Raw genomic sequence first — 12465 nt, forward strand, 5'->3', positions numbered from 1 at the left:
ACCAAAGCACAATTTCGACTAAATATGATCCTTTGGTACTAAGGAAAATGCAGGCAATAGGACGGGCAGTGAAGGCTTGCCACCGTCGAAAGCAACCGTTAATGCGCCTAATTTCCTTTTCTTTGGTTTTTTCTCACCAAGTTGCGATCATCCCCCCTTGCGGGCAAGACGGTTTTCCGCAAAACTGAGTGATGTAAGCGATTACCCTGAAATCTCTGGAAGAAAAATGGCCACTATTAAGGATGTTGCCAAGCTGGCGGGTGTTTCCGTCGCGACGGTATCTCGTGTTATCAATAATTCGCCTAAGGCCAGTGAAGCATCACGTGTGGCGGTATCTAGCGCCATGGAGCAGTTGCAGTATCACCCCAATGCCAATGCCCGCGCGCTGGCTCAGCAATCCACCGAAACTGTCGGTATGATTGTCTCTGATGTGTCCGATCCCTTCTTTGGCTCAATGGTAAAAGCGGTAGAACAAGTGGCGTATGCCACCGGTAATTTCCTGCTGATTGGTAACGGTTACCATGATGCGGAGAAAGAGCGTCAAGCTATCGAGCAACTGATCCGCCATCGCTGCGCCGCACTGGTGGTTCACGCCAAAAAATTATCCGATGAAGAATTGACGTCACTGATGGAGCAGATCCCCGGTATGGTGCTGATCAATCGCACTCTGCCCGGTTTTGAAACCCGCTGTGTCGCATTAGATGATCGTTACGGTGCCTGGTTGGCAACTCGCCATCTGATTCAGCAAGGGCATAAGCGGATAGCGATTATTTGCTCCAACCATCAGATTTCTGATGCCATTGACCGCCTGCAAGGCTATCTGGATGCACTAAAAGAGTTTGATATCGCCGTTGATGACCGTTTGATCTCTTACGGGACACCGGATGAAATTGGCGGCGAGCAAGCCATGACCGACCTGCTGGGCCGTGGCAAACATTTCACCGCCGTCACCTGTTATAACGACTCCATGGCCGCTGGCGCGTTGTCGGTTCTCAGTGATAACAGCATTGAAGTGCCGCAAGAGATCTCACTGATCGGTTTTGACGATGTTTTGATCTCACGCTATTTGCGGCCACGGCTGACCACCATCCGTTATCCAGTGGTGGCGATGGCAACACAAGCGGCGGAGCTCGCACTGGCGCTGGCCAACCACACCCCGTTGCCTGAGATCACCAATATGTTTAGCCCGACACTGGTGCGCCGTCACTCTGTCGCCAGCCCGCAAGCCGCGACAGAGGAGTAAAACTGGGGTTACCGCCGTTAAACCAACTCTAGCGCAATCAGCTCTTCGATGGTTTGCCGACGGCGGATTAAACGCGGCTGCCCTTGCTCGAACAGTACTTCTGGCAACAGTGGGCGGCTGTTGTAGTTGGACGACATCGACGCACCATAAGCGCCAGTGTCATGGAACACCAGATAATCACCAATCTGAGCCGCAGGCAGTGGGCGCGTCTCTAACCCGCCCCCCGCTTCTTGGGTGAAGACATCACCTGACTCACAAAGCGGGCCACCGACTACGGTCTCAATGAGTGGTTCAGCGGTGAGTGAGCGCCCATCCGCAGGCAGCAGCGAAATATGGTGGTAGCTGCCGTACATCGCCGGCCGCATCAAATCGTTAAAGCCTGCATCCACCAGCACATAGTGACGGCTGCCCATATCTTTAACCGCCCGAACCTGCGCGATTAGCACACCCGACTCTGCCACCAGAAAACGGCCCGGCTCAATTTCAAGGCTGACCGGATGGCCCAAATGAGCGGCGATACGCTCACGGGCGCTATTCCATAAGCCATAGTAATGCTCGGTATCAATCTCATCATCGCCAAACTGATACGGGATCGACAAACCGCCGCCCGCCGAAATGGCGCTGATATCTTGCCCCAGTGAGATCACCTGCTCGACCATGGCATCACACACCTGCTCCAGATGCTGGTAGTCAACACCAGAACCAATATGCATGTGAATGCCCACCAAGGTTAAGCCGTATTGCGTGATTTTCTCGATCGCTTGCGGCAAATCTTGATACCAAATGCCGTGCTTGCTGTTTTCGCCGCCGGTATTGGTTTTCTGGCTGTGACCATGACCAAAACCGGGATTAACGCGCAGCCAAACTGGGTGACCGGGGGCGTATTGCCCCAGTTGATCCAGCATATCGATGGAGCCAGCATTGACCGGAATAGCTAACTCCGTCACCCGCAATAGGGTGGCCTGATCCAGTAGGTCCGCAGTAAACACGATTTCAGCGGGCTCCTGCCCAGGCTGAAAACCGGCAACTAACGCGCGCTCAATCTCACCCAACGAGACTGAATCCACTTTGACCCCTTGCTCACGCATCAAGCGCAGAATATGGATATTCGAGCAGGCTTTTTGCGCAAAACGGATCACATCAAAGTGGCGTAATTGATTGATACGCTGAGTAATAATGTCGCCATCATAGGCCCACACCGGGCAGCCAAAACGCTCAGGAAGAGCAATCAGGTTTTGGGCGGTTAGGGCCGAAGAAGTGTCGTTAAGTGCACGCGGCATAGGGTTTTCCTAATAATGGGTCAATCAATATATTGGGCGAAAGGAACGGTTTCGCTGATACCTTATTATTAACAATCGCGTTCATGTTATGAAAATATCTATTTAGCCTGAGTCTATTCATTTATGATATGGATTAGACTATTTCTACGCCAGTGCAGGAGCGCCGTGATGCCCGCCATTTCCCTACGACAAATCGAAATTTTTCATGCTGTGATGACCACGGGCAACCTGACGGAAGCGGCGTCGCTACTGCAAACGTCACAACCCACGGTCAGCCGTGAACTGGCCCGCTTTGAGAAATTAGTCCAATTAAAGCTCTTTGATCGTGTGCGTGGCCGCCTTTACCCAACAGTGCAGGGCTTGCGACTATTTGAAGAGGTACAGCGCTCCTATTACGGCCTTGACCGCATCCGGCAAGCCGCCGAAGGGATTCGCCAATTTCAGCAGGCACAGCTGTCGATTGCCTGTCTGCCGGTATTTTCGCAATCACTGCTCCCCGCGGTGTGCAAACCCTTTATTGCAAGCTACCCGGAAGTGAGCCTGAGTGTGATCCCGCAGGAGTCTCCCTTATTGGAGGAGTGGCTTTCAGCCCAGCGCCATGACTTGGGGCTGACCGAGAATACCCAGACGCCAGCAGGCACATTGCGCCATGCCCTGATGACCGTAAATGAAGTCTGTGTCTTGCCCAGCGACCATCCATTACGGGAAAAATCCGTGCTGACGCCACAGGATTTCCAGGGCGAAAACTTTATCAGTTTGTCTGTCACCGACAGCTATCGCCAACTGCTGGATAATCTGTTTACTGAACAAGGTATTAGCCGCAGGCTGGTGCTGGAGACTCACAGCGCGGCCTCGGTTTGTGCCATGGTGCGGGAAGGAGTGGGTGTATCAATCGTTAACCCATTGACGGCATTGGATTATATCAGCAGAGGTGCGGGGGAAGGGGTTTGTGTACGGCCGTTCAGTGTTGAGATTCCCTTTACTATCAGCCTGATACAGCCGATACATCGGCCATCATCCGCCTTGGTGGATACCTTTATCGAGCATTTAAAACGGCAGGCAATCACCTTCCAGCAGCGGCTGGCTAGGGTGATCGCCCAATAATAATTAACTTATTATGACTTAACTAAGCTGCCTTCACCTTACCCGCCCGCGCACGGGAGAAGGTAAACAGACACAGCAGCAGCCCGATAACCGCCAGTCCTGCCGCCGCCAGCGGGACGACCGTCAAACCGAGTCCGCGCGCAATGACCATACCGCCCACCCAAGCGCCCAACGCATTGCCGACATTGAACGCCGCAATATTCAGTGTCGACACCAAATTAGGCGCTTTTTTGCCATAGGCGACCACATTGATTTGCAAGGCTGGCACTGCCGAGAATGCCGCCGCTGACCAGAGAAACAGTGTCACTTCCGCCGCCAATAAGGAGTAGCTGGTCCAACTGAACAGGGCAGAAAATACCGCGATCAGCAAGAATGTCATGGTCAAACTGACGGATAAACGCCAATCGGCTAGCCGCCCACCGACAATATTGCCCAGTGTTAGACCCACCCCCATCAGCAATAATGTCCAGCTAACACCGTGCTCAGAAACCTGTGTCACCTCGGTCAAAATAGGGGCGATATAGGTAAATAGGGCAAACATCGCGGCGGCAAAAAAGACCGTCATCAGCAGTGATAGCCAGATACCGCCACCACGTAAGGCAGCGATTTCCTTACGTAATTCGGTCGGAGCCTCCTGCTGAGAAGAGGGTAATTTGCGGTAGAGCGCGACCAGAGAGAACAAGCCGATGACCGAAACCACCCAGAATGTCGAGCGCCAGCCAAAAGTCTGCCCCAGCGCAGTGCCTAATGGCACACCGAGCACATTGGCGAGCGTCAAGCCAGTAAACATCAAAGCCACCGCAGAGGCCCGCCGATTTGGCGCGACCAGATTGGAGGCCACCACGGCACCAATGCCAAAAAAAGCCCCATGGCACAGCGCGGTAATCACCCTCGCCAGCATCAGGAAATCATAACTGTATGCCATGGCGCACATCAGATTACCGATGATAAAGATCACCATGAGCAGCAATAATGTCTTTTTACGCGGTAACTTAGCCGTCACAAGCGCCATGATAGGTGCGCCAATCGCCACCCCCAGTGCATAACCACTGATTAACCAACCCGCGGTTGGAATCGAAATGTGTAAATCACCCGCCACCTGAGGCAACAGCCCCATAATGACAAATTCGGTGGTCCCAATAGCAAAAGCACAAAGTGCTAATGCCAACAGCGCAACAGGCATAATACAAACTCCCAGTCAGACAATATCCACCCGTCATATAAGTAGCAGGCGAACCAAATGATTACCAGTAATGGTTATTACCGCGGCCGTTTCAGTGCGACAGAGGATGGGTGGCAAACCACTCCACCAGAAAATCTAACATTGTTCTTAATGTTGTGGGCATTTGCCGCCGAGAAGTATAGATGCCATAAATACCCATAGACTGCGGTTGGTAATCAGGTAATAACTTTATCAACTCCCCACGGGCAATATAGGGCGCGGCAGAGTAGCTGGGCTGCAAGGTGATGCCCGCCCCCTCTAGCGCCCCGCTGAGTAAAACGACCGACTCATTGGCGCTCAAATTCCCCCCGACAGCAACAGATGACTTCACGCCCTGCTGGTCAAAATGCCATAAGCTTTTGCCAAAATAGGAGTAGGTCATGCAGTTGTGTACCGCCAAATCAGGTGGGTCTTTTGGGATTCCCTTGGCAGATAGATAAGCTGGTGAGGCGCAGACCACTGAATGACAAATAGCGAGTGGTCGAGCTATCAGGTTAGGGTCTAGTTCATTGGTGATACGTAACGCCAGATCAATACGTTCTTCGACTAAATTGACGGCGCGATTATTCATTTGCAAATCAACCGCGACTTGCGGGTAGCGGCGTAGGTAGTCAGTGACCGCTATCACCAACGCACTCTGCCCCAGTGACTGAGAGCAGCTGATGCGCAGTAATCCACGCAGGCCATCACTCTCCTTGCCCACGACGGTATCCATATCCTGAGCAAACTCCAGCATCCGTCGGCAGCGCTCAAGTGTCGCCTCTCCCGCATGGGTCAAACTCAATTTTCGGGTTGTCCGGTGCAATAATCTCACTCCTGCCCACTGCTCCATCTGCGCCAGATAGCGTGTCACCATGGCGCGTGACATCTCCAACGACTCGGCGGCGGCGATCATACTGCCCCGCTCAACAATCGCGACAAAGACCTCTGCGGCAGTGATTCTATCCATGATTAGCTCGATTTACGCAACAAATAGTTGCTCATTATCGGGTTTTTCTATCGATATATGCAATCTATTATCTAGCCCATACCCAATCACTCTCAGGACAACGAACATGTTTAATAAAACACGATTACAAATAATCTTCGCCAGCATGGCTATTTTTGCTGCGGTATCAACAGCTAATGCTGCTGATACCTTGAAAATGGAAGTCTACAATCCCGGAGAAAAAAGTATCTTCCCAGTATCGTCGGAAATTATCAGCGGCAAAACTGAAGTAGCCTTAATTGATGCCCAATTTCAGCGCAATGACGCCGAAGCGTTGGTGAAGAAAATCCAGCAAAGTGGTAAAAAACTGACCACCATCTACATCAGCCAGGCCGATCCCGATTTCTATTTTGGCCTGGATGTGATAACTAAAGCGTTCCCGCAAGCCAAGGTGCTCGCGTCGCCGCAAACTATCGAAGAGATCGAGGCAACTCAAGCGGGTAAAATAGCCTATTGGGGGCCAATTCTGAAAGAGAACGCACCGACCCAAGTGATTGTGCCACAACCGCTGCAAGGTAAGAGTTTTACGATTGATGGACACAAGATTGAGGTAGAAGGCTTAGACGGCCCATCACCAGAAAAAACCTTTGTCTGGATCCCATCATTAAAAGCTGTTGTCGGCGGGGTTGCGGTCTCCGGTAATATCCATTTATGGGTTGCCGATACTCAAACACCAGAATCACGCCAGCACTGGCTGACCACATTAGAAAAGATTAAAGCGTTGAAACCTGTGACGGTGGTTCCGGGCCACTATCTGGATAACGCGCCACAAACATTGGCATCAGTGACCTTTACTCAGAACTATTTAACCACCTTAAATACAGAGATTCCTAAAGCAAAAGATTCGGCAGAACTGATTGCAGCGATGAAAAAACATTATCCTGAGCTGAAAGATGAGTCCAGTTTGGAACTCAGTGCCAAAGTATTGAAAAACGAGATGAAATGGCCTCAGTAGAGGCAACTAGAATTATTCAACGCTGAACTGCCATACCAGTAAATAACAGAGAGGAAGCCATAATGGCCGCTACAAAGTTGCATTACATTTTCGATCCATTATGTGGCTGGTGCTATGGTGCTGCGCCATTGGCTCAAGCCGCGCAAGATATTCCTAATCTGACGCTGGTGTTACACGGTGGCGGTATGATGTCTGGGCCAAATCGCCGACAGATTGATAGCCAGTGGCGCGGCTATGTTATGCCTCACGACCAACGTATTGCCAAGTTAACTGGGCAAACCTTTGGTGATGCTTACTATAATCATTTACTGAATGATACTTCAGCCGTCATGGACTCCACGCCACCTATTGCCGCCATTTTGGCAGCAGAGGCTCTGGCTGGGCGCGGAGCCGATATGCTGCATCGTATTCAGCCAGCGCATTATGTTGAGGGCCGCCATATTGCTGACCCCAAAGTGTTAGCTGAACTCGCCACGGATATTGGCCTGAGCAGTGATGCGTTTATCGACGCGTTCAACACCGCTCAGACCGCATCCACTCAACATATTGCTGAAAGTCGTGCTTTACTGGCAAAAGTGCGCGGACATGGTTTCCCAACATTTGTACTGCAAGACGAACAGGGAAAGATGACTGTTCTGCCCGCAAGTGACTATTATGGCAATCCATCGGCTTGGGCCGAGATGCTGCAAAACAGCATCGCACACTAAAAATTGATGGCGACCTACTCATCAAGATATTGCGCAGGTCGCTTCATTGTGGGCAAACAAAAACAGGCCACTGAATTGATCCCCATAACCTTCATCAAACTATAACCTTATGCATTGACTCGCGTTAACAAGCGCAAACTATTGACAGGATGTCCTTGGGATTGCTCTATAAAAATAGTATTTTTATTTAGCCTATAGATAGACGGATGACTTATCGTGTAGGGGGTGTTAAGGAAATCACTTAAGTCATGATCGTCATTATCCATAATTGACACAGATAATATCTTCCCAGTTAAAATATTATTATCAATATCCATAACATCAAAAACAATATTACGCCTTGCTTTCACATAGTGATTATCATCATAAACATCAACAGATGAATTGACTTCTCTGTTTATAATGCTGATTCGTGAGTAAACATGATAAGCACCAATCGCATGGCTAAGACTACTATTCATCTCCCAATAACCTTCGATATCTCTCATTGGATGAATATAAGAATACACTCGCCCTGAGAGATATCCGATACTTAAGCCAAAAATTACAAAAAAAAACGTAAGGGTTATTATTTTTTTTCGCACATCAACTCTCCCTCATTATATTTACATGCAATATATTCTCCATCACTCATTTTTTTCAAGAACACATAGGGCTCTTTTTGATATAAGGATAAGAACGCTTTATCTTGGGTTTTATCTAAGCCTATTAATATAGGTAAGGTTTTCACCTCATTAATTTTAATCTGATGTTGGCTTGAGGTTAATTCAAATGAAATAAAAAAACAAACAACAGAGACTAACAGCATAAAAATTTTATATTGGGAACTTAAATAATTAGGCATTAAAGTGATAGATTCAGGTTTAATACTGACAGTAGAATCACGGTGGACGAATGCCAAGTCCTGTGAGGAGTTGGATGGAATGAAGCCAGGCTTAATACCTATACAATATCCTTTTTTAGGAATTGTCGTCACTAACTCATGATCTTTATCATCAAGCGCATTACGTAAATTACTAATGGTTTGTGTTAATGTATTATCAGTGACATAACTCTCACCCCATATTTCTCTCTCAATATCCTCCCGAGAAAGTGACGAAGGATAGTGGTGACACAACAAAGACAACAGCTCAGATTCTTTATTCCTTATTTTTACAACAACCCCTCCTTTATTAATCGTTCTTTTTATCGGATCAAATATGATGTTACCAATGATTATTTCGTCCATTCCGTCACCCTTTAGTTATCACTGATAAAAATAACAGAGATAGTACTAAACGATCATCAGTCACAAACACTGACAAAATGAAAAACAATAGTTTTTATAAAAACTCTAAAACTAAAAACGACATAAATATACCAAAGTAAAAGTCTATCAAGAAAGATAGATTGCTAACATAAAAATGACCACAACAAGTGATTAATCCATAGGACTAGCCTATAAGCACAACGAGAAAACAGTCTATCAAATGAGTTAACGTCCACATTCACGTTGTGTTTCATTCAACTAGAAACAGATAAACTACTCCAGACAAAGCAATGTAGGGACCAAATGCAATATACTTCACCTTGCTTTTTGATACATTGTAAATAGCAATATAGGCTATAATACCAAAACAGGAAGATAGCAAGACCAAAGCTGGGATTGCAGATAAGCCAAACCAAGCTCCTAGTGCAGACATTAACTTGAAGTCGCCATACCCCATTCCCTCTACACCTCTAAAAATCTTAAGTAGCCAATAGGGTACCCATAAAAAAAGATAACCACCCACAGCACCAATTACAGCAAAAGGCAAAGGAGAGAAGCTATTATTTATATTCAATAGAAGTCCTCCCCATAATAATGGAAGCGTAATACAGTCGGGCAAAAGATAACAATCAAGATCGATAAAGGACAGTACAACAAGCGACCAAACTAAAAATAGACTGGCAATCATAATATAGTTATCTCTCATACAGTATATAATTGCCAGTGTTAATATTGCTGTCAATAGTTCTACAACTAAATAGCGAGGACTGATGCTTTGCTTACAACAATGTGTTATCCCTCTTAAAAACAACCAGCTGAAAATGGGTATATTATGCCTGATCCCTAGGGGACAATAGCAGCTTGGACAGAACGATCGTGGGAAACATAGATTGATTTTATTTTTAAACACTTCAGATTCTTTATATTTCACTGATTTTTTTGAGACAAAACCAGTCAACATAATTGGTAGACGATAGATTATAACGTTCAGAAAACTCCCGACACACAATCCAATAAAAATGAAAAAAAACGCATATCCTAATTTAGAAACATCCACCATAACTTCATCATACTCCTTTAGATAAAACGCTTATATAAATAGTACCGTTTATAATATCACCATTATCTTCACGGCTAACTCGATAGATAGTTATATTATTAATGTCCACGTCATGATAGTAAGATAGGATGAGAATAGCATCCAATAGTTTAGAGAAGCTCACATTTTTAATTTCAATTAAAACCACTCCACCCTTTAATGTGGAAATATTAAATACAACATCACCACCAATAAGAAGGCGTGTTAATTCATTATCAACTCGTTCATTAGAGTGATAACCTCCCCATACCATCAAGTCCTTTCTCATTTTTAGCTTTTCAGCCATGAAAGAATAATATGCAACATTACTAGCTAACGAGTCATGTTTTTGTGTCAACCGGATGCTATCCAAAACCAATACAATTAAATAAAGCACAGAAATAAATAATATAAGCAGAGGGGAAATAATATTTAATCTCTTTATGAAATAGGAAGTGGAACGTACGAACAAACTCATTGGCAGCACTTAAATATAACATTATGCGTTCCATCGCTATTATTAACAACAACTGAATTTAAGTGTAATAATTTCTCATCCACCTTTATTAACTTCTCATTTATTGCACTATCTCTTATAGTGGATACATTGAAGGAAATCCTTTGTCTATCATTATCAATATAAATTCTATTTACACCGACGTCTAGGTCGTTAATAATATGACTAGAATTATGTAACTGACTAATAAAATCTAAATTTAGCATGCGTCTATTATAACGATAAATATAATCACTAAAATCAATAGTATCATTAATGACTTTTTTATTATCCCAAGAAAAATCTCTATGAAAACTCTCTGAAACCGAAGTTAATGCAGCAATACCTTCCTCTACCTTATAATTATCAATTAAATATCCAAAACATATCAGGATAGATAATAGTAACAGTGACCAGAGAACTTTAAAACTATAATGACCTTCCTTTGTAAGGCTCTTATAGTAAGAATACTTTCCTAGAAGAAAATTAGCATTACAATTTCCGATATTTTCGGACATAATGCGAAGCACATCGCAATAAGGTATAAAATGACGGGTTGTAGGTTTATCGTTAACAGGACTCAATATCTCTTCAGATACAGGTATAAACCTTGATATATATAATTTTTCAAGTATCGTCTCCTGGACTGAAAAACCAGACATTTCATGAGATCTCATTAACCACTCATTTCCTAAATTAGCCGTATGCCACTCCCCTGCCCTATATGGCAATGCTAGTACATCAGGCATGAGAATTTCTGTAGATATCTTTGCACTTTGCAACCAACCTAGCCAAATTTTCATCAACTCATGTTCGACAGCCGCTACATAGCAAAAATCATTATCACATTCCAACAGGATGATGTGATAATCATCTATATTACCTACAATTGATTGTTCAATAATAAATCCTATAGCTTTAATGCTTTTTCTTATTTTTTTATTTTTAATGTCTACTTTACGGAAAATAACTCGGCTTGATGACACTAATACTTGAACACGACAATGAGTATATCCGGGAATTTTAACTAATTCACAATAGCTCGCTAGCTTACCATGCGTTGCCTCCCCACTATCCTGCATCTCCATATACCAGTAAATAGGGTCTACAGCATCACTACCCAACCGGATGATGAGTTTGTTTTGAGAGGTTAATTTATTTATTATATTTCTCACTAATACCAAATCTTCGGTGTAACACCTCAACCCCTCTCAATCTTACTTGAAGAAAACTTGTTAATTGATAATTTGCATGTTCATTATTTGGCCATAACAGTAATGAGATAAAGTATCTATCATGGGAAAAAGTTGACATGATAATCTCCCTTACTTTATATATGTCCTCTTTTTTTAGATCGGAGTTTTTTATCAGTGTATCTAAGAAAATATGGAGATTAATCCAACCGTTATTGGGTTTAGATAATATAGTTTTAACAATAGCGTTTTCATCGACTAAATTCATAAGAATTGCCTGTATAAGTTTTCCATGCTTAATCTCAAGTGTATTAATATTTATTACCAATGAATTATCATATCTGACACATAATATGGAGGCCAGTTCTGAATAAATATCACTGTTGATATTTACCAAAAAGTCTATTTCACTTGCAATTGGGCTCGTATTTATCATTGACAACCTTGAGGCACCCACTTTACCAATGACAAATTCCTTGTCTAAATTTTCCTTCAAATAATACCTGACAGCCTTTGTGATATTATTTTTATCAGAATCACTCACATCAAGACTATTCACTATATTCTTAAAAACAGTCCAGGAATAGGTTTCACTCTGTTTAGCATCGGATAAAGATGGCTGAATAAATTTTATATTAAAACAGTTTGTGTTATCAATTAAGTTATAACTCACATTAAGATCATCTATCTTTATATTTTCAGGCGAATTATACCCCTCTGACGAGATATGACTTGAGAGGATATTTATTAGGTTATCTTTAACCCTACCTATTACTATTTTTTCTTCCGCACCCAGTAATAACCATTTCTCTAATTTTTTTTGTTTGTTTATTTTTGACAGGAGAAATATTTCTGATTGACGATAATATGATGTCATTAATATCCCACTCATTAATAACAGAACACATAGAACTAACAGCAGAGCAATACCACACTGCTTCAATAACGTC

At 44.3% G+C, this 12465-nt stretch carries 13 protein-coding genes; 4 read left to right on the forward strand and 9 right to left on the reverse strand.

Translation table 11 applies throughout. The annotated features are described in order from the left end of the window. Positions 1-226 precede the first annotated feature (226 nt). Positions 227-1243, forward strand: coding sequence for an HTH-type transcriptional regulator GalR (gene galR / locus ACZ76_RS04875; RefSeq protein ID WP_048617314.1), 1017 nt, complete (start codon positions 227-229; stop codon positions 1241-1243). A gap of 17 nt (positions 1244-1260) precedes the next feature. On the opposite strand, the gene lysA is transcribed toward galR, so the two are convergent. Then, entirely contained in the window at positions 1261-2523 is a 1263-nt protein-coding gene (gene lysA, locus ACZ76_RS04880) for a diaminopimelate decarboxylase (RefSeq protein ID WP_048617315.1), read from the reverse strand. A 168-nt stretch (positions 2524-2691) separates the two neighbouring features. Here lysA and ACZ76_RS04885 point away from each other — a divergent pair, with 168 nt between their 5' ends. Further along, complete coding sequence (locus ACZ76_RS04885) at positions 2692-3627, forward strand: LysR family transcriptional regulator (protein WP_048617317.1); 936 nt, start codon at positions 2692-2694, stop codon at positions 3625-3627. Positions 3628-3649: 22 nt separating this feature from the next. On the opposite strand, the gene ACZ76_RS04890 is transcribed toward ACZ76_RS04885, so the two are convergent. After that, positions 3650-4810: an MFS transporter gene (locus ACZ76_RS04890; RefSeq protein WP_048617319.1), complete on the reverse strand. Its 1161-nt coding sequence runs from the start codon at positions 4808-4810 to the stop codon at positions 3650-3652. A 91-nt stretch (positions 4811-4901) separates the two neighbouring features. Next, positions 4902-5798 (reverse strand): LysR family transcriptional regulator, encoded by an 897-nt coding sequence (locus ACZ76_RS04895; RefSeq protein WP_048617321.1) that lies wholly within the window; start codon positions 5796-5798, stop codon positions 4902-4904. A gap of 106 nt (positions 5799-5904) precedes the next feature. Here ACZ76_RS04895 and ACZ76_RS04900 point away from each other — a divergent pair, with 106 nt between their 5' ends. Further along, complete coding sequence (locus ACZ76_RS04900; RefSeq protein WP_048617323.1) at positions 5905-6792, forward strand: MBL fold metallo-hydrolase; 888 nt, start codon at positions 5905-5907, stop codon at positions 6790-6792. A 62-nt stretch (positions 6793-6854) separates the two neighbouring features. Continuing rightward, on the forward strand, positions 6855-7499 hold the full coding sequence (locus tag ACZ76_RS04905) for a DsbA family protein (RefSeq protein ID WP_048617325.1): 645 nt from the start codon (positions 6855-6857) through the stop codon (positions 7497-7499). Positions 7500-7606: 107 nt separating this feature from the next. Here the strand turns inward: ACZ76_RS04905 and ACZ76_RS04910 are convergent, their stop codons facing one another. The 6 genes from ACZ76_RS04910 to ACZ76_RS04935 form a co-directional block, all read right to left on the reverse strand. Beyond that, the gene (locus ACZ76_RS04910; protein ID WP_048617328.1) at positions 7607-8083 is read right to left on the reverse strand and encodes a hypothetical protein; all 477 of its coding nucleotides are present in this window, start codon (positions 8081-8083) and stop codon (positions 7607-7609) included. Next, positions 8068-8727, reverse strand: coding sequence for a winged helix-turn-helix domain-containing protein (locus tag ACZ76_RS04915; protein WP_048617329.1), 660 nt, complete (start codon positions 8725-8727; stop codon positions 8068-8070). Before ACZ76_RS04915 ends, ACZ76_RS04910 begins: the two co-directional genes overlap by 16 nt. Positions 8728-8998: 271 nt before the next feature. Continuing rightward, on the reverse strand, positions 8999-9808 hold the full coding sequence (locus tag ACZ76_RS04920; RefSeq protein ID WP_048617331.1) for a prepilin peptidase: 810 nt from the start codon (positions 9806-9808) through the stop codon (positions 8999-9001). A 7-nt stretch (positions 9809-9815) separates the two neighbouring features. Continuing rightward, the gene (locus ACZ76_RS04925; RefSeq protein WP_048617333.1) at positions 9816-10304 is read right to left on the reverse strand and encodes a hypothetical protein; all 489 of its coding nucleotides are present in this window, start codon (positions 10302-10304) and stop codon (positions 9816-9818) included. Further along, on the reverse strand, positions 10301-11497 hold the full coding sequence (gene gspL / locus ACZ76_RS04930) for a type II secretion system protein GspL (protein ID WP_048617335.1): 1197 nt from the start codon (positions 11495-11497) through the stop codon (positions 10301-10303). Before gspL ends, ACZ76_RS04925 begins: the two co-directional genes overlap by 4 nt. Beyond that, the gene (locus ACZ76_RS04935) at positions 11478-12392 is read right to left on the reverse strand and encodes a type II secretion system protein GspK (protein WP_054888173.1); all 915 of its coding nucleotides are present in this window, start codon (positions 12390-12392) and stop codon (positions 11478-11480) included. Before ACZ76_RS04935 ends, gspL begins: the two co-directional genes overlap by 20 nt. Positions 12393-12465: the final 73 nt, after the last annotated feature.

This window comes from Yersinia aleksiciae (genome assembly GCF_001047675.1).
Taxonomy (GTDB): Bacteria; Pseudomonadota; Gammaproteobacteria; order Enterobacterales; family Enterobacteriaceae; genus Yersinia; species Yersinia aleksiciae.

Coding starts and splice junctions, on each gene's coding strand:
- lysA (WP_048617315.1), bottom strand. CDS start 2,523: ATGCCGCGTGCACTTAACGACACTTCTTCGGCCCTAACCGCCCAAAAC.
- galR (WP_048617314.1), top strand. CDS start 227: ATGGCCACTATTAAGGATGTTGCCAAGCTGGCGGGTGTTTCCGTCGCG.
- ACZ76_RS04920 (WP_048617331.1), bottom strand. CDS start 9,808: ATGGTGGATGTTTCTAAATTAGGATATGCGTTTTTTTTCATTTTTATT.
- ACZ76_RS04915 (WP_048617329.1), bottom strand. CDS start 8,727: ATGGACGAAATAATCATTGGTAACATCATATTTGATCCGATAAAAAGA.
- ACZ76_RS04885 (WP_048617317.1), top strand. CDS start 2,692: ATGCCCGCCATTTCCCTACGACAAATCGAAATTTTTCATGCTGTGATG.
- ACZ76_RS04890 (WP_048617319.1), bottom strand. CDS start 4,810: ATGCCTGTTGCGCTGTTGGCATTAGCACTTTGTGCTTTTGCTATTGGG.
- ACZ76_RS04895 (WP_048617321.1), bottom strand. CDS start 5,798: ATGGATAGAATCACTGCCGCAGAGGTCTTTGTCGCGATTGTTGAGCGG.
- ACZ76_RS04925 (WP_048617333.1), bottom strand. CDS start 10,304: ATGAGTTTGTTCGTACGTTCCACTTCCTATTTCATAAAGAGATTAAAT.
- ACZ76_RS04905 (WP_048617325.1), top strand. CDS start 6,855: ATGGCCGCTACAAAGTTGCATTACATTTTCGATCCATTATGTGGCTGG.
- ACZ76_RS04935 (WP_054888173.1), bottom strand. CDS start 12,392: ATGACATCATATTATCGTCAATCAGAAATATTTCTCCTGTCAAAAATA.
- ACZ76_RS04900 (WP_048617323.1), top strand. CDS start 5,905: ATGTTTAATAAAACACGATTACAAATAATCTTCGCCAGCATGGCTATT.